Source organism: Mesorhizobium sp. CA13 (assembly GCF_020165235.1).
Taxonomy (GTDB): domain Bacteria; phylum Pseudomonadota; class Alphaproteobacteria; order Rhizobiales; family Rhizobiaceae; genus Mesorhizobium.
In genome coordinates, this window is the sequence record NZ_JAIUHS010000019.1 from 29,134 (window position 1) to 53,856 (window position 24,723).

A 24,723-nucleotide genomic window follows, 5' to 3' on the forward strand; every position below is an offset into this window, starting at 1 on the left:
TGCTGGAAATTTGCGCCGGACGGCATTTCGCGACCTATCTGTCGCTGACGGGCTCGCAGCCTGGCTGAGGACCGATGCCGTCACTGCTCTCCATCCGGTTTCAGCGCCGCCTCTGAATGCAAGGACTTCAGCTCATGGCCGATCATCCGGACAATGATGCCTCTGCCCGGCCTATCGCTGCGGTCGAAGCCTCGAGCCTGCGTGATCAGGTGGCGGCGATCAAGCTGGCGCTTGCCGGATCGCCGGTTCGCAAAGGGCTACGCTGGGCCTCCATCGGAATGGTGGCCGTCATTGTCGCGACCTCGATCGGCCAGGTACTGCTCAACCGCTGGAACCAGCCTTTCTACGATGCGCTTGCGCGCCGCGACATGCCGGCCTTCCTGCACCAGCTCGCCATTTTTGCCGCCATCGCCGGTGGGCTCCTTGTGCTCAATGTCGGCCAGACCTGGCTCAATCAGACGATCCGGCTGAAGCTGCGCGAGGCGCTGACGCTCGATCTGATCGATGGATGGATGCGGCCGGCGCGCGCCTTTCGCCTGGCGCATGCGGGCGCCATCGGCGTCAATCCCGACCAGCGCATGCAGCAGGATGCGAGCCATCTTTCCGACCTGTCGACGGATCTTGGGGTTGGCCTGCTGCAATCCTTAATCCTGCTCGCCTCCTTCGTCGGCGTGTTGTGGGAGCTGTCCTCGGGCTTCGTCTTCCATATCGGGGGAACGTCGCTCGCCATACCGGGCTACATGGTGTGGGCGGCCATCCTCTATGCCGGTACGGCTTCCTGGCTGAGCTGGCTGGTCGGACGGCCTCTGATCCGCCTCAACAGCGACCGTTACACACGCGAGGCGGAGCTGCGTTCCTCGATGGTGCGCGTCAACGAGAACATCGATGCCATCGCGCTCGCCCGCAGCGAGCCCGACGCCAGGCGGCGGCTGGAAATCGATCTCGGCACCGTGCTCGGGGCCATGCGGCGCATCTACAGCGCCCAGATCAATCTCGCCTGGGTGACAGACACCTATGGCTGGATCACCGTGGTGGCTCCCATCCTGGTCGCTTCGCCGGTCTATTTCGCGGGCGACATCAGTTTCGGCGGGCTGATGATGGCGGTCGGCGCCTTCAATCAGGTCCATTCCTCATTGCGCTGGTTCATCAACAATATCGGCAGCATCGCCGATTGGCGCGCGACGCTGATGCGCGTCGCCGATTTCCGCATTGCGCTGGATGAGACCGATGTGCTGCACGACCAGGAAAGGCGCATCGAATTCGGCGAGAATGCAAACCGCAAGCTGACCTTCGAGAAACTCGAAGTGGCCTCGCCCGAGGGGCGCACGAGGTTCGCCGAGCAGCATGTCGAGATCCACGCCGGCGAACGCGTCCTGCTTACCGGCGAGCCGGGCGCGGGCAAGACGCTGTTCTTTCGCGCCATTGCCGGCCTGTGGCCGTGGGGGAGCGGGCGCATCGGCATGCCGGCGGGAGAGATGCCCATCTTCGTGCCGCGCACGCCCTACTTCCCGACCGCCACGCTGCGAGAAGTGCTCGACCGCGTCGACGGGGTTGCGCCGGCAAGCGATGCCGATATTTCGGCCGTGCTGGCCGAGATCGGCCTGGAGCGCCTGTCGTCGTCGCTCGACCGCAGCGCGCGCTGGGAGCATGAGCTGGCCGACGACGAACTGCGCCTGCTGGCTTTCGCTCGGCTCGTGCTGCGGCACCCGAAATGGGTGATCATCGATGAGGCTCTCGATGCCTTCGACGGGCCGACGCTGCGGCGGGTGCTGTCGATGCTGGAGAAGCGGCTGGCCGGGGCGACGATCCTCAATATCGGGCGCGGCCAGCACGACAGTCAGTTCTTCCCGCGCGCACTGACCATCGTGAAGGCGTCCGGCATGCCGGCCCTGAAGCCCGCACGCATAAGGGCGGGCGCGATCGAGCCGCCGCCGGCAGCTCCTCGCCGCAAGAAATAGCACCTCTCGGGGCTGGCCCGCGCCACGCCATGCGGCAGCTTTATTTCGCCGTGATCGCGAGGGAAGATCGCAGCGGAAACATCGCTTGAGCCGGCCATGCTTGATGCTCTCAGCCTGCTTGCCTGCCTGGCCTGCACCGAGGCCGCCGTGACTGCGCCCGCGCCGGATAGTCTGGCCGTTGACGTCGAACTGGTGCTGGCGGTCGACATCTCATTGTCGATGGACGAGAAGGAGTTCGCCCTGCAGCGCGCCGGCTATGTGGAGGCGCTGCGTCATCCCGACTTCATCAAGGCGGTCCGCGCCGGGAACGCCGGTCGCATCGCGCTCACCTATTTCGAATGGGCCGGCACTGTGCGCGACGACGCGCTCATCGGCTGGCAGGTCATCGACGGCGCCGAGAGCGCCAACGCTTTTGCCGACAAGATCGCGGCCCGTCCGTTCCGCAGCTTCCGCGGCACGTCGATCTCCGGCGCGCTCGCCTTCGGCGCGGGGCTTTTCGACCGCACCGCTTTCGAAAGCGAACGCAGCGTCATCGATATTTCCGGTGACGGACCAAACAATATCGGGCCGCCCGTCACCGCCACGCGGGATGCGGCAAACGCCAGAGGCATCGTCATCAACGGCCTGCCGATCCTGATCAATCCATCGCCCACCTTCAGCCATCTCGACCGGTACTACGCCCAGTGCGTAACCGGCGGGCCGGGCTCCTTCGTGCTGCCGATTTATACAGCCGCCGAATTTTCGACGGCGATCCGGCGTAAGCTGATCCTCGAAGTAAGTGGCATTCGGGACAGGCCCGCAATCACCCGCGTCGACGCCGACCCGCCGGTCGACTGCCTGCTTGGGGAGCGGGACAGGCGGTTTCTGTCGGATCCCTATTTCCCGGAACTTGACCGATGAGCATCTGAAGCATCCGGCGGACGGATGCCCAGACCTGTCTTCAAGGCCAAGCCGAAGACGGCGTTGCCTGCCTCGGGTCGCAGCTATTCGATGACCTCGGAGGTAATCGCATCCTGGCCGATGGTTGGGCAGATTGCCTTGCGCGGCCGGTCGTCGGCCTCGAACCGAAGGGAGTTACGCCATGACCGCTTACGCCGTTGCTCACATGCGCCAGGTCAAGATGGGCCCGCAGATTGTCGAATACCTGCAGAAGATCGATGCCACGCTGGAACCTTTCGGCGGCCGGTTCCTGGTCCATGGCGGCGATGTGGAGATGATCGAGAATGACTGGCCGGGGCATCTCATCATCATCGAATTTCCGGACAAACAGCGTGCGCGCCGCTGGTACGATTCAGCTGCCTATCAGGCAATACTGCCGCTGCGGACGGACAATTCGACCGCCGATGTGGTGTTCGTCGATGGCGTCGAATATCCACACAAGGCCACGGATGTCCTGGAATGAAGCGGCGTGCCTTATCGCTTCAACAAGAACACTGCTTGCTGGCCGAAGAAATTCCAGAACCACCACGGCATCGACAGGCCGATCTTCTGGCCGTTGGCGTCGAGCGCGGTTGCCCTTTCCACGCTCGCGCCAAGCTCCTCGCACAAATTGACGAAGTCGCGGATGGTGCAGAAATGGATGTTTGGCGTGTCGTACCAGGAATAGGGCAGGTCCTTGGTCACCGGCATGCGGCCTTTGACGAACAGCGACAGGCGCACCCGCCAGTGGCCGAAATTGGGGAAGGACACGATGGCGTGTTCGCCGATCCTGAGCAGTTCGTCGAGAACGAGCTTCGGGTTGCGGGTCGCCTGCAAGGTCTGCGACAGGACGACGAAGTCGAAACCCTTGTCGGGATAGAATTCAAGATCCTTGTCGGCGTCGCCCTGGACGACGGAGAGGCCGCGCGCCACGCATTCGTTGACACCGCGCTGCGACAGTTCCAGTCCGCGGCCGTCGATCTGCTTGGTCTCCTGCAAAAGCTCGAGCAGCGAGCCATCGCCGGAACCGACGTCCAGCACCCGCGATTGCGGCGGGATCAGACCGGCGATTACCTCGAGATCGACGCGTTGGGCGCGGTTGACGCTCATGGCTTGCCCCTTGTCGTGGCGCGTGATCCGTGACCGACAGGTCTGCAATTCTGCGGGATCATGCGCCGAGCCCTCTCGCTCGCGCGGCCGAGCCGATGAAGCCGTTGATGGCGGCGAACAGTTCCGGCTCGTCGAGCAGGAAGGCGTCGTGCCCGCGATCGGTCTCGATCTCGACGAAGGACACCGACGCACCGGCGGCATTCAGCGCATGGACGATCGAGCGGCTCTCCTCGGTCGGAAACAGCCAATCCGAGGTGAACGACACCAGGCAAAAGCGGGTCTTGGTGCCGGCAAAAGCGTCCGCCAGCCTGCCGCCATGGTCGGCGGCGAGGTCGAAATAGTCCATGGACCGTGTCATGTAGAGATAGGAATTGGCGTCGAAACGGTCGACGAACGTCATGCCCTGGTGACGCAGATAGCTCTCGATCTGGAAGTCGGCGTCGAAGCCGAAGGTCAGAGCTTCGCGGTCCTGCAGGTTGCGGCCGAACTTCCGGTGCAAGGCTGCTTCCGACAGGTAGGTGATGTGGGCGGCCATGCGCGCCACGGCGAGCCCCTTTTCCGGGCGTTTGCCGTGCTCGAAATACTTGCCGCCATGCCATTCTGGGTCGGCCATCACGGCCTGCCGGCCGACCTCGTGGAAAGCGATGTTCTGCGAGGAATGCCGCGCGCCGGTGGCAATCGGCAGCGCCGAGAAAACACGTTCCGGATAGCTCGACGCCCATTGCAGCACCTGCATGCCGCCCATCGACCCGCCGAGCACGCAAAACAGTTTCTCGATGCCGAAATGGTCGATCAGCATCTGCTGGGCACGCACCATGTCGCGGATGGTGATGACCGGAAGGTCGAGCCCATAGGGCTTGCCGGTAGCGGGATTGGTGGAGGCCGGACCGGTGGAACCGAGGCAGCCGCCGATCACGTTTGAGCAGATGACGAAGAAGCGGTTTGTGTCGATGATCTTGCCGGGGCCGATCAGCACTTCCCACCAGCCCGGCTTGCCGGTCACCGGATTGGTGCTGGCCACATGCTGGTCGCCGGTCAATGCGTGGCATACGAGAATGGCGTTGGAACGGGCGTCGTTCAGCGTGCCGTAGGTCTGGTAGGCGATCTGGAACGGCGACAGCAGCGTGCCGGCGTCGAGCCTGAGCGGCTTGTCGGCGCCGAAGCGCACGACCGGGCTCGACGGTTGGTCTGCCTCGTTGTTGGTTCTGCCAGCGCGCTGAGCGGCCATCGCATCCTCTTACATCGCACGACGTGTCCGGCGGAAACCGAATACGGGCCGACACGGTGTCCGGCCGGCCGCGGACAACAAAAAACCGGCATTGCCTTCGCAAAGCCGGTTACGTCACGCAAACGGCCCTTTAGCGAATTGTTTAACGTGGCTGCAAGCCGACCGGCCAAATCACCACGGAACTGTTGCTGCCCTTCTAGAACTCACCTGCCTCGCCGTCAATGCCGCCTGCTTGCACCACTGCCACCTCTCGACATTGCGGGCCATGGCTTGTATTTCCGCAGCGGCTTCCAGGACGGAAGCGTTCTCGACGGATTTGCGATATGAGCCAGACCCCGGACAAGGCACGTCCAACCCCGCGCGCGGGCATCATGGACATCCAGGCCTATGTGCCGGGCAAGAGCGCGGCCCCCGCCGGGGTGGACAAGGTCCACAAGCTGTCGTCGAACGAGAACCCGCTCGGTCCCTCGCCGAAGGCAATCGAGGCCGCGCGCGAGGTCGCCGCCAAGCTCGACGTCTATCCCGACGGCACCGCCCGGCGCCTGCGCGAGGCAATCGCCGAGGTGCATGGGCTCAACGCACAGAACATCATCTGTTCCAACGGCTCCGACGAGATCCTCGGCCTGCTGGCGCAGACCTATCTCGCGCCCGGTGACGAGGCCATATTCACCGAACATGCCTTCATGGTCTACAAGATCTACATCCAGTCGGCGGGTGCGACGCCGGTCGCGGTGAAGGAGACCAAGGAGCGCGCCGACATCGATGCGATCCTGGCGGCCGTAACGCCACGTACGAAGATCGTGTTCCTCGCCAATCCCAACAATCCGACCGGCACTTACGTGCCGTTCCAGGAGGTGCGCCGCCTGCATGCCGGCCTGCCGAAGAACGTGCTTCTGGTGCTCGACGCCGCCTATGCCGAATATGTCAGGCGCAACGACTACGAGGCCGGCATCGAGCTGGCGGGCAGCTCGCAGAACGTGGTCATGACCCGCACCTTCTCCAAGATCGGACTTGGCGGGGCGCGGATCGGATGGATGTATGGGCCGATGCACATCGTCGACGCGATCAACCGCATACGCGGCCCCTTCAATGTCAATGCGACGGCGATCGAGGCCGGCATCGCCGCCGTGCGCGACCGCGCCCATGTCGAGCGCAGCGTCGCGCACAACGAGACCTGGCTGGCCTGGCTGAGCGAGCAGATGACCGGGCTCGGGTTGCGGGTAACGCCGAGCGTCGGCAATTTCCTCCTCATTCATTTTCCCGACGACGGCAAGCATTCGGCCGCGGCGGCGGACGATTATCTCACCCAGCGCGGCTACATCCTGCGGCGTGTTTCGGGCTACGGATTTCCCAACGCGCTGCGCATGACCGTCGGCACCGAAGAGGCCAATCGCGGCGTTGTCGCGGCACTCACGACATTCCTGAAAAGCTAGAACGCCATGGCATCACCGATGTTCGAAAAGATCGCGCTGGTCGGCATCGGCCTGATCGGCTCGTCGCTGGCCCGCGTCATCAGCCGCGAGGGCCTGGCCGGCCATGTCGCCATCTCGACGCGCAGCGCCGCAACGCTGGCGCGGGCGCAAGAGCTTGGGCTGGGCTCCTCCTACACCATGGATGCCAAGGAAGCGGTCCGCGATGCCGACCTGGTCATCGTCTCGGTGCCGGTCGGCTCGTCCGGCGCGGTGGCGCAGGAGATCGCGCCGGCGCTGAAGAGAGGCGCCATCGTCACCGATGTCGGCTCCACCAAGGCTTCCGTGATCGCACAGATGCAGCCGCATATACCCGGCGGCGTGCATTTCATTCCCGGCCATCCGCTGGCCGGCACGGAGAAATCAGGGCCCGATGCGGGTTTCGCCGATCTGTTCGACAACCGCTGGTGCATTTTCACGCCGCTGCCGGGCACGGATCCGGACGCGCTGGAAAAGCTGTCCGAATTCTGGCGCCGTTGCGGCGCCAACATCGACACGATGGATCCGCAGCATCACGACATGACGCTGGCCATCGTCTCGCATTTGCCGCACATCATCGCCTACAACATCGTCGGCACCGCCGATGACCTGGAATCGGTGACCAAGACGGAAGTCATCAAATATTCCGCTTCCGGTTTCCGCGACTTCACGCGTCTCGCCGCCTCCGATCCGACGATGTGGCGGGACGTGTGCCTGCACAACAAGGATGCGATCCTGGAAATGCTGGCGCGGTTCTCGGAGGATCTGGCTTTTCTGCAGCGGGCGATCCGCTGGGGCGACGGCGACAAGCTGTTCGACCTGTTCACCCGCACCCGCGCCGTGCGCCGCTCGATCATCGAGGCCGGCCAGGACATCGACGTGCCGGATTTCGGCCGCCAGGCGATCGAACATCCGGCGAAAAACTAGGCTCCTTCAGGCCAGGTCGCCGTCATCATCGCCAGCGTCTCGGCCTTGTCCGGCGCGCCCAACCTGCCGCCGAAGCGCTGACATTTGAGCGCCGCGGCCGCGCTGGCAAAGCGTAGCGCCTCTTCGATCGGCATGGCTTGCCCCAACCCCGCGGCGAAGGCACCATGAAAGACGTCGCCGGCTGCCAGCGTATCCACCACCTTGATCTTTGGCGCAGCGACGTGGCGCACGCAGCCGGCGTGCCTGTCATGCCACCATGTTCCAGCGCCGCCTGCGGTTACCGCGACGAAAGCGTCGGTGCGCGACGCAAGGTAGGCGCATGCGGCCTGCGGGTCCGCCGCCTGACCGCAGACGATGCGCGCCGCCGGTTCGGAGGCGACGATGTGCGAGGCGAGCGGCAACAGCCGCTCCAGCACTGCCAATGGCGCGGTGTCGGCATCGAGAATCCCGGGGCGGCGGGCAGCGCGCGCAGCGCTGAGCGCCAGCGCTGCCGCACCCGGCCAGCGCACATCGACCAGCACGGCATCGAAAGCGGTGAGATCGGCGACCGGCAAGCCGTCGGGATCGGCCTGGGCGCGCTGATCGTAGAAAGGCACGATGATGCGCTCGCCATGGCCGTCGACGAGGATCGCGGCCAGCGCTGAGCGCGCTCCGGCGACGCGACGGACGAGACTGCAATCGACGCCCTCCGCCTCGATGCCCGATATCAGCTGGTCGCCGACCTGATCATCGCCGGCGCTCGCCCAAAGCCACACTTCGGCGCCCAGCCGGCGTGCGGCGCAGGCGGCACTCGTGGCCATGCCGGAAGCGATCTGGACGCCATCGGCGGCCATGAACTTGCCCTGATGGACGGGAAGCGTTTCGACGCGAAGAATGGTGTCGAGCGTCAGCGCGCCGACGCTCAGGAGTTTTGCCGGTCTGTCCATTGGGGATGCTTAGCGCAGTTCACCGTTTCACGGAAACGGCGAACTGCTCTACCTCTTTGTTTTGACGCAAATTCCGGACGGAAAACCGTCCACACTTTTCCTGGAGTTGCTCTAGTCGACCGGCTTGATCTTGCCCAGCGGGATAAAGCCGAGCGAGGCCTTGCCCTTGACCACCTTGAGCGGCATCGACGGTTCGTTGCCGAGCAGCGCCAGGGCGGCAAAGCCTTGTTCGATCTGGTTCTTCTGCTCGGGTATGGCGGCGCCGAGAACGGCGGCCACGGCTTTCGGGTCTTTCAGTCTGATCATCAGATCGGCATCGACCAGACCCTCGGCGTCGACCGACAGCGGCCCGGAAACGGCGACGTGCGCCGTGCCCGACGACAAATCGAGCCTGCGGATCTCGATAGCTTGGCCGCGCAGGCTTTTCAGTTGCGTGCCGATCAGTGCCAGGCCGTTCTTCAGCGTCGCCTCGCCACTGGCGTCTAGCGGCGGCAGGACGCGGCCCCCGATCGCATCGGGGTCGATCTCCAGATCGCCGAAGCTGCCGATATAGTCGATATCCCTGCCGTTCGGCTGCAGCTGTCCCGCCGCCCTGCCGGCGCTGAACAGTTGCACCGGATCGGTGTCGTCGGCCGGATCGGTCTGGCCGGACAGGCCCTCGGCCGTGAGCGAAATGCGCCGCGGCAGCGGCCATGAGAGCTTGACGTTGGCCTGCAGATCATCCCAGTCGATCCACAGCGGCACCATGCCCGGAACCGAGGTCCTGAGCGGACCGCGCAGGTCCGCGACCGGCGACAGCGGCTGGATGATCTGGGCGACGGCGTTGAAAGAGCCGGCGGAGGCGGCAACGTTCTTGGCGTCGTCCTCATAGGCAAGATTGTCGCAGGAGACGGCGAAGCTCAGGGGATAACCGCTGACCTGGAGATTGGCGCAGCCGGCCTCGATGCCACTCTTGTTGAGCGTGGCGACCGCCTTGTCGGCTTCGCTCCGGACCCTGTCGGCGAGATAGAACCAGCCGCCGCTGTAGATGGCGAACAGCGCGATGACAAACGCTGCAAGCCAGAACAGGCGGCGGCGATGCTTCGGCTGGCGTTCGTCAGTGGACGTCATGCTGCGGTTCTCGTTCACGCATCGGGGGCTGTGGGCGGGCTGTCGATTCTGGCAACGACAATAGGTAGACAGAGATGGACGGAAAAAACACCGATTCCGGTGTGGTGTTGCCATTCTTACGCAATCAGGCACGGCGATATGGGCGATTTTTGGGTGTTTGGCTATGGTTCGTTGATATGGCGGCCGGGGTTCGCGCATGTCGAGACAAGGCGGGCGCGCCTGCATGGCTATCGTCGCGCGCTGTGCGTCTATTCCTTCGTCCATCGCGGCACGCGGGAACGTCCGGGGCTGGTACTCGGCCTTGACCGCGGGGGCTCCTGCGTCGGGCTGGCTTTCCGGGTGCCGGGCGAGTTGCGGGACGAGGTCGTCGCCTATCTGCGGGAGCGCGAGCTGGTCACCAATGTCTATCTCGAGCGCATGCTCAATGTCCGCCTTGACGGCGGCGGCACGGTCGAAGCCGTGGCCTATATCGTCGACCGCGGCCATGAGCAGTATGCCGGTGCGCTCGATGCCGCCCACGCCGCTGATGTGGTGCGCGGCGCTGTCGGCCAGTCCGGCAACAACGAGGACTATGTGTCGAGCACGCTCGACCATCTCCGGGCGCTCGGCATTCGCGACCACTGGCTGGAAGACGTGGCGAGGCGGATCGCGCCTTTGTGAAGCGCTGGTTCCGCGGAAAAATCCGGTGAGGCCTTTGACCTCGATGCGGCAAGACCTAGCTTAGGCCTCGAACCCGCAATGGGCGGCAGCCGCCCAATCCCACCCACGGAGATCAACCTTGCAGAAACGCCGTCTCGGTCGCACCGACCTTTCCATCGCGCCCCTGGTTCTGGGCGGCAATGTCTTCGGCTGGACCGCCGACGAGAAGACGTCGTTCGACCTGCTCGACCGCTTCGTCGGCGCTGGCCTGAACGCGGTCGACACAGCGGACGCCTATTCGCGCTGGGTGCCCGGCCATCAGGGCGGCGAATCGGAAACCATCATCGGCAAATGGATGAAGGACCGCGGCAACCGTGATAAGGTCGTGGTGATCACCAAAGTCGGCTCGGACATGGGACAGGGCCACAAGGACCTGTCCGCCGCTTACATCGAAAAGGCCGTCGATGCATCGCTGAAGCGGCTGCAGACCGAGTTCATCGATCTTTATCTGTCGCACTGGCCGGATCCGACCACGCCCTATGAGGAAACCCTCGGCGCCTATGAAAAGCTGCTCGCCAAGGGCAAGATCCGCTACGCCGGCTGCTCCAACCTAGACGCCGCCCAGCTACGCGCCGCACTGGACGTGGCGAGCCTGCGCAGCCTGCCGCGCTACGAGGTGCTGCAGCCGGAATACAATCTCTACGACCGCTCGTCGTTCGATGGCCCGCTGCGCGATCTCTGCATGGCCGAGGATATCGGCGTCATCACCTATTTCAGCCTGGCCAAGGGCTTCTTGAGCGGCAAATACCGCAGCGAGGCCGATCTCGGTCAAAGTCCGCGCGGCGGCGGGGTGAAGGACTACCTCAATGCGCGCGGGATGCGCATCCTCGCGGTACTCGACGCGGTGTCTGCCAGGCATTCGGCCAAACAGGCGGAAGTGGCGCTTGCCTGGGTCATTGCCCGGCCGGGCGTCACCGCGCCGATCGCCAGCGCCACCAAGCCTGAACAGATGGACAGCCTGATCAAGGCGGCGTCGCTGGAGCTGAACGCCGACGACATGGCCGAGCTCGACAAGGCGAGCGGCTGAGCCGCCAACAGCGCGCACGATCGTCCAAGACGATCTCCCCGACCTTGCCATACCGTCATTGACGCTTGGCAAGACAGGAGGCGCGGATGGCCGTCTCGTTTTTTTCGCAGCCGGATCTGTGGCGTCAGCTCGCTGCGCTGATGCTTGCCGCCATGGTCGTCATGGGCAGCCCGGGACCGGCGACGATAAGCGTTACCGCCGTCGGCGCGGCTTTCGGCCTGCGCCATTCCCTGAGCTACGCCTTAGGGGTGATCCTGGGCACGATCGCCGTGCTTCTGCTCGTGGCAAGCGGGGTGAGCGCTATGCTTGCCGCGATGCCGCGGCTCGCGCCGCTGCTCGTCGCTGCGTCGGCTGCCTATATCCTCTATCTCGCGTTCAAGATCGCCACCGCGCCGCCCCTGGCGGCGCATGCCGGCGAGGCCGCGCGCCCGACATTCGCCGGCGGCTTCCTGCTGGCGGTGGCCAACCCCAAGGCCTATGTGGCCATCGCCGCGGTGTTCGCCGGCGCGTCTGTTGACTGGGGCGCTGGCGACATCGGCACCGCGCCGAAACTGGCGGCCCTCGCGTTCATGATCGTCGCCATCCATGCCGTGTGGCTGCTTGCGGGCGCCGCTTTCGCGCGCTTCCTGCGCAGGCCGGTAGCCTCGCGCATCATCAATCTAGTCTTTGCCGCGACGCTGGTGCTGACGACCGCACTGGCCGTGTTCGCTTGAACATTGCGCGAGCGGCCGTCGGCGCCGATGGCCGCACTTCAGGCTTTGGCGCCGAGCTCCCGCAGCCGCTTCACTGCCGTCGGCGGCAAGGCGGGCGGATTGGGCGCGCGGGACGCGTCGATGAGGAACTGGTCGCAGGCGGTTTCGGTTTCCCCGATCAGCCGCCGCATGAATTCCTCCTTGTCCAGGCCCGGCGGGATCGGCGGCAGGAAGCGCGCCTTGATGGTGCCGGGATAGCGCAGGAACTTGCGGCGCGGCCAATAGAGGCCGGCAACATGGGCGACCGGCACCACGGGAATGCCGAGCTGTGCATAGATTTCGACGATGCCGTATTTGTAGGCGGGTTCGTCGCCGGGCGCGCGGCGGGTGCCTTCGGGATAGATGATGAGCTGGCGCGGGTTGCGCGCGATTTCTTCCTTTGTCGCCGCAACCACTGCCTTCAGCGCCTTTGAGCGGCTGCCGCGGTCGACCGGGATCATGCGCATTTTCAGGATGTACCAGCCAAAGAACGGAATCCAGGTCAGCTCGCGCTTCAGGATGTAGAGCGGATCCTGGAGATAGGGGAAGAAGGCGATCGCGTCCCAGAAGGACTGGTGCTTGGGCGCCAGGATGAAAGAGCCTTCGGGCAGATTTTCCAGCCCGGTGATGTCGCTCTTCGTCCCGGCGATCTTGTCGTAGAGCCACATCGAGGTGCGCGACCAGAACTTCGGCACGAACCAGGCGCGATGGCGCGGCGACAGGAAATAATAGGGAGTCCAGAGGATCATCTGGACGATCAGATTGACGTAGAAGACGAAGTTGAACGCCAGCGATCGGACTTGGAGCATTGGGGGAGGCCCGGTAAAGAGGTGTGCGTTGGTTACACCAAGCGGGCGCAAAAAGGAAATGGCCGAAGATGCCCCGAATGGCGCCGAAAAGCGTTTCGGCTTCGCCCGAAGGCCCAGCCGCGCTACATCAGCCGCGCCAGTCTTTCTTTCAAGCGCGGGGCGGCGAAGTCGAGAAATGCGCGCAGCTTCACCGGCAGCAGACCGTGGCCCGCATGCACCAGGCTTACCGGCCAGGGTTCCGGTTCGAACTCCCGCAGCAGCACGCGCAGCGCGCCTGACCGCACCGCCGCGTCGATCTGGTAGGACAGCACCCTCGTCAGCCCGACGCCGGCGAGCGCGGCATCGATGGCCGCTTCGGCGGTGTTGACCTGGAGCCGCGAGCGGATCCGAACCGGCATCTCGGTCTTGCCGGCGGTGAAGCTCCATGTCGAGAGCGCGCCCGGCCCTTCGAAGGTGATGCAGCTGTGGGCCTCGAGGTCCGCAAGCGTCGTCGGGGCGCCGCGTTCGGCCAGATAGCCGGGGCTCGCGCAAACGACATGGCGGATCGTACCGATCCGCATGGCGACAAAACTGGAGTCGGGAAGCCGGCCGATGCGGATGGCGAGGTCGAAATGGTCCTCGACCAACTGGGTTATGCGGTCGGCCAGCGTCAGGCGGATGTCCACGTCGGGATAGGCGGCGAGGAAGCCGGTCACGACGGGCAGCACGTGCAGGCGGCCGAAGACGACCGGCGCGGTGATGGCCAGTTCGCCCGTGGGGGCGCTGTATTCGCCGGCCGCCATGCGCTCGGCCTCGCCGACCTCGCCCAGGATGCGGCGGCAGGCGGCCAGATAGGCCTGGCCGGCGTCGGTCAGCGTAAGCCGGCGCGTCGAGCGGTTCAGAAGGCGGGTCTTGAGATGCCGTTCCAGGTCGGAAACCTTGCGGCTGACCGTCGCCAGCGGAATGCGAAAACGGCGCGCGGCGGCAGACAGGCTGCCGGCCTCCGCCGCGGCGACAAAAAGCGACATGGCTTCGAGCCGGTCCATGGTTTCTTCCGGAAATTGGAAGGATAGATTACAAATATGGCATCTACATCTGCTTGATGGAAGCCTCCATATTGGCCGTGACGCAGACGGCCTGGGTCGAGAAAGGAATTGTCATGTCGCAAGACCGCCCGCCGCTGCCGCCATTCACCGCGGAAACCGCCGCGCAGAAGGCGCGCATGGCCGAGGATGCCTGGAACTCGCGCGATCCAGCCCGTGTCGCGCTTGCCTATACGGCAGACAGCCGCTGGCGCAACCGTGCCGAGTTCCTGCAAGGGCGCGATGCCATCCAGGCTTTCCTGACGCGCAAATGGAGCCGGGAACTCGACTACCGGCTGATCAAGGAGGTCTGGGCTTTCCATGGCAACCGTATCGCCGTGCGTTTCGCCTATGAGTGGCATGACGACAGCGGCTCCTGGTTCCGCAGCTATGGCAATGAGAACTGGGAATTCGACGAACATGGGCTGATGCGGCTGCGCATCGCCAGCATCAACGACCTGCCGATAGGCGCTGCCGACCGTAAATATCACTGGCCGCTCGGCCGGCGGCCGGACGACCATCCGTCGCTGTCGGAACTCGGGCTTTAGCCCTTCGGGGTAAGAAAGGCTATCGATGGGCGCGCATGCTTTCACCAGCGACGTCGCTTTCACGCCGACCGTCAAGGCGGTCCAGGCCCGCAAGGGCTCTCGCCAGGCCTATTCCCGGGTCGAGGAGCGCGGTGGCTGGCAATCGGAGATTACATCGGACCTTGCCGCCTTCATCGGGATGCAGACCAGCGTCTTCCTGTCGACGGCCAACGGTGTTGGCCAGCCCTATATCCAGCATCGCGGCGGGCCGGCCGGCTTCCTCAAGGTGCTCGATGAAAAGACGATCGGCTTCGCCGATTTCGCCGGCAACAGACAGTTCATCACCCAGGGCAATCTCGCCGACAATCCGCAGGCCTTCCTGTTCCTCATCGACTATGCCCATCGCCGGCGCGTCAAGATCTGGGGCAGCGCGCGCGTGGTGGAAGGCGACGCCGAACTGATGGCGAGGCTGATGCCGCGGGATTATGCGGCACGGCCCGAACAGGTCATCCTGTTCACCGTGGCGACCTGGGATGCCAATTGTCCGCAGCACATTCCGCAGCGTTTCGAGGCCGCCGATGTGGCGGCGGCGCTGGCCGAACGGGACAGGCGGATCGAACGGCTCGAACAGGAAGTCGCTCGCCTGCGGCAGGCGCCGGAATCCGTCGTCACCAAATGATGAGGCGCCGATGCAGGTTCAACTGCCGGCGGCGATCTCGGCCAACGCGATGCCGTCCGGCGTCGGCTTCACCGGAACGATGCCGCGCGCCAATGCCAGCAGATATTTGTTGTATTCGGTGAACAGAACGCGCAGTGCCCGCGGCTTGGTCAGCCAGCCGCCATTGTCGAGATTGCTGTTGACCACCGGATAGGGTTCGAGCTTGGCCTTGTGCAGCAGCCGGCCCATTTCGAGCAGGCTGCGCGGCATGTGGTAATTGTTGGTGACGAGGATCACCGTGCCATAGGCATGGCTCTCGACCCATTTGGCGCTTTCCTCGGCATTGCCGATCGTATCGAGCGCGGCGCGGTCGATGTCGACGCAGCAGGAAAACAGCCTGCTGTCGCCGCCGGTCGCGGCCTGAAGCTGACGTCGGCTGGCGGAGGGATGCACACCGCTGATCAAAAGCCGCGCGCCCTTGCCCGACGCCAGCAGCTCCATCGCCGCATCGAGGCGCGATTGGCCGCCGGTCAACACGATGATCGCGTCGGCCCTGGCCGGGTTGGCAGGGGTGGTCAGATGACTGACAGTGTTGGCGAACCAGCCGAAGCCGCCGGCAAATAGGGCGACCAAGGCAAGCAAGGCGAAAGAAGAAACGCGCAGCACGGCCGAAACCCGGTCGCGTCCATGCGGACGCGCCGCCAACGCCGGCATCGGTCCAACGGTACTGGTCGAGTCCCGCACCTCCATCATGGCATGGTTAATCCCGAAATGCGGCCTTTGGTAGGAAAAAATTGCAATTTGCGTTACGGCAGTTCTTCATGCGTGATCGATCCTGGTTATTCGACGTCGTCATGCTTCAGGCTGGCGGACGTCGATGTCGCTGAGATAGGCGACGACGGTGGCGTGCGAGGTTGCGGCCGTCAGCGCGCCGATGACCAGCACCATCAGCACGACACCGAGATAACCGGCAGAGCCGATGGCGAAATTGCCGAATAGCGCAGTCGCCTGGTCGGCCTGCGGGGTCGCCATGTTGCGCGAGGACCACCAGGAAAAGACGATGAAGACGGCGACCGCGGCGGCTCCGCCGGCGGCCGCGCCCTTCATGCCGGTGATCAGGAAATGGCGGCGGAACTCGCGGGCGATGAAACGCGCTTCGGCGCCGACGAAATGCAGTACCTCGATGATGTGGCCGTTGCCGGCCATGGCGCCGCGCGTGGCGAACACCACTGTCAGCACCGTCGCCGAGAGCATCAGCGCCAGCACCGCGATACCGATGGTCACCGTGGTGCGGGCCATGGCCACCAACCGGTCCACCCAGGTGCGGTGATCGTCAAGCGATGCGCTCGGCAGCTTAGGCGTGATCGCGGCGCGCATGGCGGCGAAATCGGGCGGGTTGTTCTCGTCGATGGTGACGATGATCAGCCGCGGCACCGGCAGTTCGTCGATGTTGAGGCCCGAACCCAGCCATGGCTCCAGCAATCTGGCGGTGGCGTCGCGATCGATGATCCTGGTCGCCTTCACGCCGGGGAATTCGCCGGCGATCTGCGAGGCCTGGGCCAGAGCTGCCTCCATGTCGAGGCCGTCGGCCGGCTTGATCTGGATCGTCGCCTCGCGCGAGATCTGGTTTTCCCAGACCGAGGCGGTGTCGCGCACCAGCGTAACCGCGCCGAAGGTCAGGCAGGACAGGAAGGTCATGATGGCGATGACCAGCACCAGGGCGCGGCCGGCGATGTTCTGCGCCGGCACGATGGGCGCCATCTTGCGCTGGACGCGCGGCCTCGGCACGGCCGCTTCGTCGGCCTGTGCGTCGAGGTGTTCGGCGGAAAGCTCAGTCATAGATGTCAAGCCTCCCGCCGGCCAGGATCATGCGGCGCGCATCGACCTGCTCCATCAGGCCGAGATCGTGGGTCGCGATCACCACGGCGGTGCCCAGGCGGTTGAGTTCGATGAAGAGCCTGAGCAGGCGTCGCGCCAGCGGCGGATCGACATTGCCGGTCGGCTCGTCGGCCAGCAGGATCTCCGGCTGCTCGATCAGGGCGCGGGCGATCGCGGCCCGCTGCTTCTCGCCGCCCGACAGGACCGGCGGCAGCACATGCATGCGTTCGCCGAGCCCGACCCATTTCAACAGCTCGGTCACGTCGGTGCGATAGCTCGTTTCCTCGCGCCCGCGCACGCGCAAGGGCAACGCGACATTCTCATAGGTGGTCATGTGGTCGAGCAGGCGGAAATCCTGGAACACCACGCCGATGCGGCGCCTGAGATGCGGCAGTTCGGTGCGCGAGATGCGGGAGCGGTCCTTGCCGAAGATGGTGATCAGCCCGCGCGTCGGCTTCAGCGACATGAACAGAAGGCGCAGCAATGTCGTCTTGCCGGCACCCGAAGGCCCGCTCAGGAACTGGAAGGAGCGCTCCGGTATGTGCAGGGAGATGTCGCGGAGGATTTCCGGACCCATGCCATAGCGGAGGCCGACATTTTCGAAGCGAATCAATTTCGGCGACCTGAAATTCCTAGAGCGTGATGCCGAAAAGTGTGAGACGGTTTTCGGGCGACATCATGCTCTATCACTCTAATTCGGAGGCGGATTCAGATTTCAGGTCGATTTGACCTGAAATCGGAATCCGTCGGCGGCGAGCCGGCCTGGGAAAAGACCATCGGCCGGCATGGTTAACCGGCGGTTAATCGGTGGGTTGTTTCGGCTCGTCACGAGGACTCCGGTGGAGAAGCGTTAACCATTTCCCTTTACGCAAAAGAAACGAAAGCGAACGTGCTGCAATGCTGGGGCCATGATGGCTGAGGATCGAACCGCGCGCCCGGTTTCCGGCGAAATCATGACCGATCCGCCGGCAAATGCCGCGCCGGAGCGAGTCCTGCGCGCTGGCGCGGCGGATATCGTCGATGCCGACTATGTGGTGGTGCCACGCGCCGCGCCCCGTGTCGAAGCTATTTCGCCGCCGCTGCGTGTCATGTCCATGCCATCCCTCGAAGGCATGGACATGCTGCGCAAGTCCGAGCCGCCGGCGGACCGGCCACCGGCGCCGCGCGGCGGGCCGATCTTCTGGATCGCCGGCATCGGCGCCGCCTTCGCTGCTTTCTGGGTCTCCGGCGGCCATGCACTGGTGCGACAGGCGCCGCTCCTCGCGGGCGGACCGGCCTCGGCATTGAGCATTTCAGGGGTCACGTCACGCGTGGACGCGTCCGGAGCCGTGCTGTTCGTCGACGGCGAGGCCGCCAATGACGGTGCGAATCCGGCGACACTGCCGCCACTCGAGATCCGCGTCACCGGCAATGACGGGCGCACAACGCGCTATACTTTGGGGACATCCAGCCGCTCATTGGCGCCAAGTGAAAGATTCGGCTTTGCCAGCCGGCTCGACGTGCCTAGAAACGGCGTGAGGACGGTGTCGGTCACCTTCGCGGAATAGCATGTGCGACAGGTGAGGCCGGCCCGCAAACGGCTGATGTCAGCGCTTCCGGTGCGCGAAGGCCTTAAAGTCTTGAAGGGACGAAGCATGCCAGTTGTGCGCGGCAAGGACATCGAGGTCCTGTTTTCGGCGTCGGCCATCGCCCGGCGCAATCTCGAACTCGCCAAGGAGATCGCCGGGCACGACTATCACGATCTGCTGGTGATCTCGGTGCTGAAGGGCTCGTTCATCTTCGCCGCAGACCTTATCCGCGCCATGCATGATGTCGGCCTGTCGCCAGAGGTTGAGTTCATCTTCATCTCCAGCTACGGCGCCGGCACCACAAGCGGCGAGGTAAGGGTGCTGCGCGACATCGACAACGAGGTCGCCGGCCGCGACGTGCTTCTGATCGACGACATTCTGGAGTCGGGCAAGACGCTGAGCTTCACCCGTGACCTGATGCTGTCACGCGGCGCCAGAAGCTGCGCCATCGCGGTGCTGCTCGACAAGCGCATGCGCCGCCAGACCACCCTCAATGCCGATTATGTCGGCTTCGACTGCCCGGATTATTTCGTCGTCGGCTACGGCATGGATGTCGCGCACGCCTTTCGCGAACTGCCGTTCGTCGGCGTCGTCAAAGGCGATGCGTGAGGCAGCGGCAAATACTGAAAAAGGCCTTAACGGCTTCAAGAAAATAACCCATGCCGGAGCGCCGGGCCCTTCAGAAAAAGTCAACGTTTGCTCGCCAAACATGCCGGCCATGGCAAAGCTTCTGATCGTCGAGGACGATGAGTCCGTCCGCACCCTCGCAGCCCGGGCGCTCGAACGCGCCGGGCACGCAATCGACATCGCCGCCGACGGCGCGCAAGGACTGGCGCTGATACGCGCCGAGAAGGGCGGCTATGATCTCGTCGTCACCGACATCCGCATGCCCGAGATGGACGGCATCGAGATGGCGATTGCAGCTTCGGCACTTTTCCCGTCGATGAAGATCCTGCTGATGACCGGCTATGCCGATCAGCGCGAGCGCGCCGAGGAGTTGAACGGCATCATCCTCGACGTCGTGCAGAAGCCGTTCACGCTGGCCGAAATCCGTTCACGCGTCGAACGGGCGCTGAGCATTTTCGCCTGATCAGGCAGGATCGGCAGCGACGAGCACGGGGGGCTTGCGCCGTTCGGTGTTGAGCGCCAAGAGGCCAGCTCCGATGATAAGGGCGGCGCCGATCACGGTCGTCGACCGCGGCACTTCGGCGAAGAACAGAAAACCCCACAGCGGCGACCATAGGATGCCGGTGTATTCGAAGGTGGCCACGCGGTTTGCCGGCGCCATCCGGTAGGCTTGCGACAGCAAGATCATGCCGGCGGAAGCGACGAAGCCGCAGGCGGCCATCTTGAGGAAATCCGGCATTGTCGGCCACAGCCAGGGGCGCACCAGGAATTCCAGGCTGGGATGGGCGGCATGATTGATGCCGGCAAGCCAGAACAGGCTTGCGACCAGTGCCGCACCGGCGAGATAGGCACCGTTCTGGTAGAAGGCCATCACGGTCGAGGATTCGGTGTCGCCGATCTTGCGCGCCATCAGTTGCGAGAAGCCGTAGAGCACCGCGGAGCCCAGCGATAGCAGCGCCGCCCAGTCGAACAGTCCCGCACCCGGGCGCAGCATCACGACGACACCAAGCAGCCCGATCAACACGGTCGCCAGCGCCTGCCAGGAGACCCGTTCGCCAAGATAGGGCCCGGCCAGCACCATGATGCACAGCGGGGCCATGAAATAGAGCGCCACGGCATCGGCCAGGGGCAAGGCGGCGATAGCGAGGTAGTACATGGTGTAGGAGGTGAACTGAATGAAGGCGCGCATGGTCAGCATGCCGAACCGCCGCGACAGGATCGCTCGCAGCCCGACATCGGCATGGACGAGGACGATCAGGATCGGCAGGGCGACGATCGCGCGGATGGCCATCACCTCGGTCACGGGGTAGCCGCCCGACACCGCCTTGACGAGCGGGTCTTGCAGCGAGAAGACCAACACGCCCAGGCACAGGCTCAGCATGCCGAGCACCATCCGATTGCGCATGAGGATCCCAAGCTCCCGCACCAGGGCGCAAGCAAGCTTGCAGCAAGCTAAAAAGAACCCGCCACCGTTTCGGGCAGCGGGCATGAGTGAGGACTCTTGATTGGTCCGTGGCCGAATCCTCAGCCACATATCCAATGGGTGAAGCAACTATCATCCCGTGTTTGACATGTTGCAAACGAATTGGAATGATACCAGCAATCAAAATTCCTTATGGCGGACGGGATGCGGCCCACCCTCGACAGCGATCTCCTGCGCACCTTCGTGGCCATTGTCGAAGCAGGCAATTTCACCAAGGCGGCCGAGCAGGCCGGTCGCACCCAATCGGCGGTTTCGATGCAGATGAAGAAGCTCGAAAGCGTCATCGGCGACAGCCTGTTCGAGCGCGGGTCGCGCGGCGTGGCGCTGACGCGGCGCGGCGGCGAGCTGATTGTCAATGCTCGCCGCATCGTCTCGCTGCTCGACGAGACGGCAGCGTCGATGGCGGCGGCGCCGCTCGGCGGGCCGGTGCGGATCGGCATTCCGGAGGAATACGGCCATGCCATCCTGTCGCGTGCGCTCGGCGCGTTCTCGAAGCGTCACACCAAGGTCGAGGTCACCGTGCGCTATGCCCATTCGGGGGCGCAGATAGCGGCGCTTGCCGCCGGCGAGCTCGATCTTTGCGTGGTGTTCGAATGGCAGGATCCTTCAGGCGGCGAAGTGCTGATGCATGATCCGACGGTGTGGGTGACATCGGTCCTGCATAACATGCATGAGGAGCGTCCGGTGCCGATCGCTCTCTATAACCGGGCCGGCTGGTGCAAGGATTTCGCCATCAAATCGCTCGAGCAGCGCGGGCTTGGCTACCGTGTCGCCTACACCAGCGACACGACAGGCGGGCTGAAGCTTGCCGTGACCTCGGGACTGGCGATCGCACCGATTTCGCGCAGCAACATTCCGGACGGCTGCCGGGAGTTGACGTCGGCCGACGGGTTCGGTGACATCGATTCCTCGAATGTGGTGATGCATCGCAACCCGAATGCGTCGGGCGAGGCGATCGACGGGATGCAAGAGGCGATCCGCGAGGCGTTCGTCAACAGGCAGACTCAGCCGGCCGCATCCTCGTAGAAATGCAGCCGGTTGCCGAACGGATCGGCAACCGACACCTCCCGGGTCTTCCACGGCGTCTCTTCCAGGCCCGGTCTGGCGAAACGGTATGCTTTGCCGATCAGCTCGCGATGCAGGGCGGCGATGTCCTCGACCTTGATGCGCATGGCGATGCCGGGCACGCCGTCGCCATGGTGTTCGCTCAGATGCAGGACGCAGCCGTCACGGCCGAGCGCCATGTAAAGCGGCGCGTTGTCGTCGAAGCGGTGCTCCCACAGCACCTCGAAGCCGAGGAAGCCGACGTAAAACTCATGGGCCTTGGCAATGTCGAATATGCGCAGGATGGGCGTCACTGTGCCGAATTTGGGCATGATGTTGCAGCCGCTCCCGAATTGCAGGCCGATGCCGCGGCGGCGATCCCTATTTCAGTTCCAGCAGCCGTTCCAGATAGCTGCGCTCGATGTCGGGGCTGAGCGCATTGCCGAGCCGTTTGCGGATCGCTTCCAGGATCTGGCGGGCGCGCTGCACGTCTATCTCGTCCGGCACCTTCACCGAATCGCCGAAATCGGGACCCTGGCTGGCGCGCGGCCGGCCGAGCGGATCGCGATCGGCGTTCTGCTGGCGACCGCCTTCCTCGCTGCCGCCTTCGTCGCCCTGCATCGCCTGCATCTGCTTCATCATGTCCTTGGCGCCCTTGCGCAGCGCCTCCAGCGCGCGGCCCTGGTGGCCAACGGCCTGATCACCGTCACCATCGCCCAAGGCCTGCTCGGCATTGCCCATTGATTTGCCGGCTTCGCCGAAGCCTTCATTGGGCTCCATGCCCATCCCTTCCAGCCCCTTCTTCAACTGCTCGAGGTCGTTCTTCAGCTGGCCTTGGCCGTCCTGCAACTGCTTCAGCGCGTCGGCGAATTCCTGCGGCGTCATCGGCTTTTGCCCGGCGAGCGGATCGCGGTTCTCGCCTGCGCCCGGCCTGTCCTGATCCTCGCCGCCGCCTTCGCCGAGCTGTTCATCGCGGTTCTGGCCGCGCTGGCGCTCGCCGCGTTGCATCTGGTCCATGCGGAAGGTGTCGTTCATCATCTCCTGCTGGCGCCGCAGGATGTCGCCGAGCTTGTCCATCTGCTGGCGCATCTGGCTGTCCTGCTGGCCACCCTGCTGCTGGCGGCCGGCCTGGAGGTTGTTCATCATGTCCTGCAGCTGCGACAACAATTGCTGCGCCTTGTCGCGATCGCCGGACTTCGCCAGGTTCTCGATCTGGTCCATCATGCGGTCGATGTCGCTCTGGCGCAGTTCCTGGCCGTTCTGCTGCATCTGCGGGGCATTGGGATTCTGCTTGGCGCGCTCGGCGAATTCCTGCAGGAACTGGTTCATCGCCTCGCGCAGTTCCTTCATCGCCTTTTCGATCTCCGCGTCGCTGGCGCCATTCTTGATGGCGTCCTGCAAAGCCTGCTGCGCCTGGCGCAGCCGCTTCTCGGCGGCCGAGAGATTGCCCTCCTCGATGCCGAGCGCGATTTCCCAGAGATAGGAGACCTCGTTGCGCAACTGGTCGTCGCTGTCGGCCATCTTCAACCGGCTGCGCGCGCTCATGATGGCGAGGTAGTGGGACATGTTGTCGAACGTGTCCTCGGGCCGCAGCGTGATCGCATCCATCAGGTCGAGCACGCGCGGCTTGGCGTTGGCGTCGAGCGCCAGCAGGCGGCGCTGCTCGATAACGGCCCGCGCCAGCGGATTGGAGAACGGCCGCTCCGGCATCACCAATGTCTTGGTTTCGCTGCTCGCCGTATGCCCGGCATCGTCGGTGGCGACCAGCGTCAACTTGATCTCGGCGCCAGCCCAGACGTGCTCGGTCAGGTCCTTCGAGGTCCGGGCGGCATTCGCCTTGCCGCCGCGGCGCGGCAGCGTCAGCGGCATGTCGGGCGGACCGTAGAGCGGACGCGCATCGGGCACCTGCGGATCGGCGAGCGCGAACACGGCCTTGGCGTTGGCGGCGCCATAATCGTCGTCGATCTGGTAGTTGAGCTCGAAAGCGCCGTTGACAGCGCGCTTCGGCTCGCCGACGAAACGGATCTGCGGCGGCTTGTCCGGGATCACCGCGAAGGCCCAACGGCCGAGTTCGTCCTCGCCCGACTTCAGCGTCAGCGTGCCATCGCTCGTCAGCTTGCCGATGAACTGACGCACTTTGGACTGCGCTGCCGGGCTTGCCGCCGGCTTGGCCGCAGCGGCCTGCGGGTCGGCGGGATCGATGGCGCGGGCATTGCCATTCTTGTCGGCATAGGCAAGTGTCTCCTCGCCCGTGCCGCCTGTGACGCGCAGCGAAACGTCGCTGCCTTCGGGAACATGGAAGGCCGGCGCCGCCTGGTTGGCATCCGCGGTCAGGAAGATCGGGGGCTTGCCGGTATAAGCGGGCGGCGTCACCCATGCATCGATGCGCGGCGGCACGGCGTCATGCGCGTCCCGGGCGCTGAACGCGTCGGCTACCCGGCCACCGGTCGGTCCGAAGGAAAAAGCGAAGGCGGTGACGAGCAGAAGCGCCGCCACGGCGCGCAATCCCCAGGGATCGCGTTCCGGCACGCGCGTGCGCGGCACGTCGGCACCGAGGCTGTCGAGCCTGTCGGCCATGCGCTTCTGGTGCTCGCGCCACAGCGCCTGCGAGAAGCTGCTTTCGCGGCCGCTCGGCCGGTCCGTCTGGGTCTGGACGGGGTGGTGCAGCAAATGGTTGGCCGCCTCGATCCGGCGGTCGATCTCGGCGCCGCCCGGCATGCGAAAAAAGCGTAGCGGGTAGAGCGCAGCCAGTGTCGCGACGCCGAAGGCGGCGACCAGCCCGATGCGCGCCGCATCGGGCAGGCGCGGGAAGAGCCCTAGCCAGGAAATGCTGAGATACAGGCTGGCGACGACGAGAAGCGGCAGCAGGAGCGGCCAGCCCCGTTCGACCATCATCGACACCCGCGTCGCCAGCCGGCTGAGCGCCAGGCGCCCGGCGAGACCGCGATCGCTGCTGAAGATCGGTCGTTCCGTCATCGGCCCTTCC

General features: G+C 64.7%; 26 protein-coding genes and 1 riboswitch. Of the genes, 14 read left to right on the forward strand and 12 right to left on the reverse strand.

Annotated elements, in window-relative coordinates; all coding sequences use genetic code 11:
- Positions 1 to 134: 134 nt before the first annotated feature.
- The 3 genes from LB566_RS28605 (at position 135) to LB566_RS28615 (ending at position 3,360) form a co-directional block, all read left to right on the forward strand.
- Complete coding sequence (locus LB566_RS28605) at positions 135 to 1,958, forward strand: ABC transporter ATP-binding protein/permease (RefSeq protein WP_224629330.1); 1,824 nt, start codon at positions 135 to 137, stop codon at positions 1,956 to 1,958.
- Between the two features lie 96 nt (positions 1,959 to 2,054).
- On the forward strand, positions 2,055 to 2,858 hold the full coding sequence (locus LB566_RS28610; protein WP_224629331.1) for a DUF1194 domain-containing protein: 804 nt from the start codon (positions 2,055 to 2,057) through the stop codon (positions 2,856 to 2,858).
- A 181-nt stretch (positions 2,859 to 3,039) separates the two neighbouring features.
- Positions 3,040 to 3,360: a DUF1330 domain-containing protein gene (locus tag LB566_RS28615; protein ID WP_224629332.1), complete on the forward strand. Its 321-nt coding sequence runs from the start codon at positions 3,040 to 3,042 to the stop codon at positions 3,358 to 3,360.
- Positions 3,361 to 3,371: 11 nt separating this feature from the next.
- Here LB566_RS28615 and metW read toward each other — a convergent pair whose 3' ends face one another.
- Positions 3,372 to 3,986 carry a methionine biosynthesis protein MetW gene (gene metW / locus LB566_RS28620; protein ID WP_140553308.1) on the reverse strand — a complete coding sequence of 205 codons (615 nt, stop codon included), beginning with the start codon at positions 3,984 to 3,986 and terminating at the stop codon, positions 3,372 to 3,374.
- A gap of 58 nt (positions 3,987 to 4,044) precedes the next feature.
- Entirely contained in the window at positions 4,045 to 5,214 is a 1,170-nt protein-coding gene (gene metX, locus LB566_RS28625; protein ID WP_224629333.1) for a homoserine O-acetyltransferase MetX, read from the reverse strand.
- 110 nt (positions 5,215 to 5,324) lie between these two features.
- A riboswitch (SAM riboswitch) is annotated at positions 5,325 to 5,402 on the reverse strand.
- Between the two features lie 135 nt (positions 5,403 to 5,537).
- Here metX and hisC point away from each other — a divergent pair.
- Both hisC and LB566_RS28635 read left to right on the forward strand, forming a co-directional pair.
- Complete coding sequence (hisC, locus tag LB566_RS28630; RefSeq protein ID WP_224629334.1) at positions 5,538 to 6,647, forward strand: histidinol-phosphate transaminase; 1,110 nt, start codon at positions 5,538 to 5,540, stop codon at positions 6,645 to 6,647.
- Between the two features lie 6 nt (positions 6,648 to 6,653).
- The gene (locus tag LB566_RS28635) at positions 6,654 to 7,589 is read left to right on the forward strand and encodes a prephenate/arogenate dehydrogenase family protein (RefSeq protein ID WP_224629335.1); all 936 of its coding nucleotides are present in this window, start codon (positions 6,654 to 6,656) and stop codon (positions 7,587 to 7,589) included.
- Here the strand turns inward: LB566_RS28635 and LB566_RS28640 are convergent.
- On the reverse strand, positions 7,586 to 8,515 hold the full coding sequence (locus LB566_RS28640; RefSeq protein WP_224629336.1) for a sugar kinase: 930 nt from the start codon (positions 8,513 to 8,515) through the stop codon (positions 7,586 to 7,588). The genes LB566_RS28635 and LB566_RS28640 overlap by 4 nt on opposite strands.
- A gap of 111 nt (positions 8,516 to 8,626) precedes the next feature.
- Complete coding sequence (locus LB566_RS28645; protein WP_224629338.1) at positions 8,627 to 9,625, reverse strand: DUF2125 domain-containing protein; 999 nt, start codon at positions 9,623 to 9,625, stop codon at positions 8,627 to 8,629.
- 138 nt (positions 9,626 to 9,763) lie between these two features.
- Between LB566_RS28645 and LB566_RS28650 the strand changes: the two genes are divergently transcribed.
- The 3 genes from LB566_RS28650 to LB566_RS28660 all read left to right on the forward strand — a co-directional run bounded on the left by LB566_RS28650 (position 9,764) and on the right by LB566_RS28660 (position 12,064).
- The gene (locus LB566_RS28650) at positions 9,764 to 10,285 is read left to right on the forward strand and encodes a gamma-glutamylcyclotransferase (protein WP_224629340.1); all 522 of its coding nucleotides are present in this window, start codon (positions 9,764 to 9,766) and stop codon (positions 10,283 to 10,285) included.
- A gap of 118 nt (positions 10,286 to 10,403) precedes the next feature.
- Positions 10,404 to 11,351: an aldo/keto reductase gene (locus tag LB566_RS28655; protein WP_224629345.1), complete on the forward strand. Its 948-nt coding sequence runs from the start codon at positions 10,404 to 10,406 to the stop codon at positions 11,349 to 11,351.
- Between the two features lie 86 nt (positions 11,352 to 11,437).
- Positions 11,438 to 12,064, forward strand: coding sequence for a LysE family translocator (locus LB566_RS28660; RefSeq protein WP_224629346.1), 627 nt, complete (start codon positions 11,438 to 11,440; stop codon positions 12,062 to 12,064).
- Positions 12,065 to 12,102: 38 nt separating this feature from the next.
- Here the strand turns inward: LB566_RS28660 and LB566_RS28665 are convergent, their stop codons facing one another.
- Both LB566_RS28665 and LB566_RS28670 read right to left on the reverse strand, forming a co-directional pair.
- Positions 12,103 to 12,891 (reverse strand): lysophospholipid acyltransferase family protein, encoded by a 789-nt coding sequence (locus LB566_RS28665; protein WP_140500784.1) that lies wholly within the window; start codon positions 12,889 to 12,891, stop codon positions 12,103 to 12,105.
- A 122-nt stretch (positions 12,892 to 13,013) separates the two neighbouring features.
- A complete protein-coding gene (locus LB566_RS28670) occupies positions 13,014 to 13,916 on the reverse strand; it encodes a LysR family transcriptional regulator (RefSeq protein ID WP_140553293.1) in 903 nt (300 codons plus the stop codon).
- Between the two features lie 113 nt (positions 13,917 to 14,029).
- On the opposite strand from LB566_RS28670, the gene LB566_RS28675 reads away from it, so the two are divergent.
- On the forward strand, positions 14,030 to 14,500 hold the full coding sequence (locus LB566_RS28675; RefSeq protein ID WP_140640236.1) for a DUF1348 family protein: 471 nt from the start codon (positions 14,030 to 14,032) through the stop codon (positions 14,498 to 14,500).
- 25 nt (positions 14,501 to 14,525) lie between these two features.
- On the forward strand, positions 14,526 to 15,158 hold the full coding sequence (locus LB566_RS28680) for a pyridoxamine 5'-phosphate oxidase family protein (protein ID WP_224629347.1): 633 nt from the start codon (positions 14,526 to 14,528) through the stop codon (positions 15,156 to 15,158).
- Between the two features lie 18 nt (positions 15,159 to 15,176).
- Here LB566_RS28680 and LB566_RS28685 read toward each other — a convergent pair whose 3' ends face one another.
- The 3 genes from LB566_RS28685 to ftsE form a co-directional block, all read right to left on the reverse strand.
- Positions 15,177 to 15,890: a YdcF family protein gene (locus tag LB566_RS28685; protein ID WP_224629349.1), complete on the reverse strand. Its 714-nt coding sequence runs from the start codon at positions 15,888 to 15,890 to the stop codon at positions 15,177 to 15,179.
- 99 nt (positions 15,891 to 15,989) lie between these two features.
- A complete protein-coding gene (locus tag LB566_RS28690; protein ID WP_224629351.1) occupies positions 15,990 to 16,976 on the reverse strand; it encodes a cell division protein FtsX in 987 nt (328 codons plus the stop codon).
- Positions 16,969 to 17,628, reverse strand: a complete 660-nt coding sequence (gene ftsE, locus LB566_RS28695; RefSeq protein ID WP_027054078.1) for a cell division ATP-binding protein FtsE — start codon at positions 17,626 to 17,628, stop codon at positions 16,969 to 16,971. The genes LB566_RS28690 and ftsE overlap by 8 nt, the downstream gene beginning before the upstream one ends.
- 295 nt (positions 17,629 to 17,923) lie before the next feature.
- On the opposite strand from ftsE, the gene LB566_RS28700 reads away from it, so the two are divergent.
- The 3 genes from LB566_RS28700 (at position 17,924) to LB566_RS28710 (ending at position 19,673) form a co-directional block, all read left to right on the forward strand.
- Positions 17,924 to 18,562, forward strand: a complete 639-nt coding sequence (locus LB566_RS28700) for a hypothetical protein (RefSeq protein ID WP_224629353.1) — start codon at positions 17,924 to 17,926, stop codon at positions 18,560 to 18,562.
- 87 nt (positions 18,563 to 18,649) lie between these two features.
- Positions 18,650 to 19,192, forward strand: a complete 543-nt coding sequence (gene hpt, locus LB566_RS28705; protein ID WP_023677924.1) for a hypoxanthine phosphoribosyltransferase — start codon at positions 18,650 to 18,652, stop codon at positions 19,190 to 19,192.
- Between the two features lie 109 nt (positions 19,193 to 19,301).
- Positions 19,302 to 19,673 carry a response regulator gene (locus tag LB566_RS28710; protein WP_224629355.1) on the forward strand — a complete coding sequence of 124 codons (372 nt, stop codon included), beginning with the start codon at positions 19,302 to 19,304 and terminating at the stop codon, positions 19,671 to 19,673.
- Here LB566_RS28710 and LB566_RS28715 read toward each other — a convergent pair whose 3' ends face one another.
- A complete protein-coding gene (locus tag LB566_RS28715) occupies positions 19,674 to 20,615 on the reverse strand; it encodes a DMT family transporter (protein ID WP_224629358.1) in 942 nt (313 codons plus the stop codon).
- A 222-nt stretch (positions 20,616 to 20,837) separates the two neighbouring features.
- Here LB566_RS28715 and LB566_RS28720 point away from each other — a divergent pair, with 222 nt between their 5' ends.
- Entirely contained in the window at positions 20,838 to 21,719 is an 882-nt protein-coding gene (locus LB566_RS28720; RefSeq protein WP_224629360.1) for a LysR family transcriptional regulator, read from the forward strand.
- Here LB566_RS28720 and LB566_RS28725 read toward each other — a convergent pair.
- Both LB566_RS28725 and LB566_RS28730 read right to left on the reverse strand, forming a co-directional pair.
- Positions 21,698 to 22,069 carry a glyoxalase superfamily protein gene (locus LB566_RS28725; protein WP_224629362.1) on the reverse strand — a complete coding sequence of 124 codons (372 nt, stop codon included), beginning with the start codon at positions 22,067 to 22,069 and terminating at the stop codon, positions 21,698 to 21,700. The genes LB566_RS28720 and LB566_RS28725 overlap by 22 nt on opposite strands.
- Positions 22,070 to 22,118: 49 nt before the next feature.
- Positions 22,119 to 24,713, reverse strand: a complete 2,595-nt coding sequence (locus LB566_RS28730; protein WP_224629364.1) for a TIGR02302 family protein — start codon at positions 24,711 to 24,713, stop codon at positions 22,119 to 22,121.
- Between the last annotated feature and the right edge of the window lie 10 nt (positions 24,714 to 24,723).

Excerpts from the sequence above, each read along its gene's own strand:
- LB566_RS28680 (WP_224629347.1), top strand. The coding sequence starts at position 14,526 with ATGGGCGCGCATGCTTTCACCAGCGACGTCGCTTTCACGCCGACCGTC.
- LB566_RS28660 (WP_224629346.1), top strand. The coding sequence starts at position 11,438 with ATGGCCGTCTCGTTTTTTTCGCAGCCGGATCTGTGGCGTCAGCTCGCT.
- LB566_RS28605 (WP_224629330.1), top strand. The coding sequence starts at position 135 with ATGGCCGATCATCCGGACAATGATGCCTCTGCCCGGCCTATCGCTGCG.
- hisC (WP_224629334.1), top strand. The coding sequence starts at position 5,538 with ATGAGCCAGACCCCGGACAAGGCACGTCCAACCCCGCGCGCGGGCATC.
- LB566_RS28690 (WP_224629351.1), bottom strand. The coding sequence starts at position 16,976 with ATGACTGAGCTTTCCGCCGAACACCTCGACGCACAGGCCGACGAAGCG.
- LB566_RS28730 (WP_224629364.1), bottom strand. The coding sequence starts at position 24,713 with ATGACGGAACGACCGATCTTCAGCAGCGATCGCGGTCTCGCCGGGCGC.
- LB566_RS28725 (WP_224629362.1), bottom strand. The coding sequence starts at position 22,069 with ATGCCCAAATTCGGCACAGTGACGCCCATCCTGCGCATATTCGACATT.
- LB566_RS28720 (WP_224629360.1), top strand. The coding sequence starts at position 20,838 with ATGCGGCCCACCCTCGACAGCGATCTCCTGCGCACCTTCGTGGCCATT.
- LB566_RS28710 (WP_224629355.1), top strand. The coding sequence starts at position 19,302 with ATGGCAAAGCTTCTGATCGTCGAGGACGATGAGTCCGTCCGCACCCTC.
- LB566_RS28640 (WP_224629336.1), bottom strand. The coding sequence starts at position 8,515 with ATGGACAGACCGGCAAAACTCCTGAGCGTCGGCGCGCTGACGCTCGAC.
- LB566_RS28700 (WP_224629353.1), top strand. The coding sequence starts at position 17,924 with ATGATGGCTGAGGATCGAACCGCGCGCCCGGTTTCCGGCGAAATCATG.
- hpt (WP_023677924.1), top strand. The coding sequence starts at position 18,650 with ATGCCAGTTGTGCGCGGCAAGGACATCGAGGTCCTGTTTTCGGCGTCG.
- LB566_RS28650 (WP_224629340.1), top strand. The coding sequence starts at position 9,764 with ATGGGCGATTTTTGGGTGTTTGGCTATGGTTCGTTGATATGGCGGCCG.
- LB566_RS28615 (WP_224629332.1), top strand. The coding sequence starts at position 3,040 with ATGACCGCTTACGCCGTTGCTCACATGCGCCAGGTCAAGATGGGCCCG.
- LB566_RS28665 (WP_140500784.1), bottom strand. The coding sequence starts at position 12,891 with ATGCTCCAAGTCCGATCGCTGGCGTTCAACTTCGTCTTCTACGTCAAT.
- LB566_RS28675 (WP_140640236.1), top strand. The coding sequence starts at position 14,030 with ATGTCGCAAGACCGCCCGCCGCTGCCGCCATTCACCGCGGAAACCGCC.
- LB566_RS28685 (WP_224629349.1), bottom strand. The coding sequence starts at position 15,890 with ATGATGGAGGTGCGGGACTCGACCAGTACCGTTGGACCGATGCCGGCG.
- metW (WP_140553308.1), bottom strand. The coding sequence starts at position 3,986 with ATGAGCGTCAACCGCGCCCAACGCGTCGATCTCGAGGTAATCGCCGGT.
- LB566_RS28715 (WP_224629358.1), bottom strand. The coding sequence starts at position 20,615 with ATGCGCAATCGGATGGTGCTCGGCATGCTGAGCCTGTGCCTGGGCGTG.
- metX (WP_224629333.1), bottom strand. The coding sequence starts at position 5,214 with ATGGCCGCTCAGCGCGCTGGCAGAACCAACAACGAGGCAGACCAACCG.
- LB566_RS28645 (WP_224629338.1), bottom strand. The coding sequence starts at position 9,625 with ATGACGTCCACTGACGAACGCCAGCCGAAGCATCGCCGCCGCCTGTTC.
- LB566_RS28670 (WP_140553293.1), bottom strand. The coding sequence starts at position 13,916 with ATGGACCGGCTCGAAGCCATGTCGCTTTTTGTCGCCGCGGCGGAGGCC.
- LB566_RS28635 (WP_224629335.1), top strand. The coding sequence starts at position 6,654 with ATGGCATCACCGATGTTCGAAAAGATCGCGCTGGTCGGCATCGGCCTG.
- LB566_RS28610 (WP_224629331.1), top strand. The coding sequence starts at position 2,055 with ATGCTTGATGCTCTCAGCCTGCTTGCCTGCCTGGCCTGCACCGAGGCC.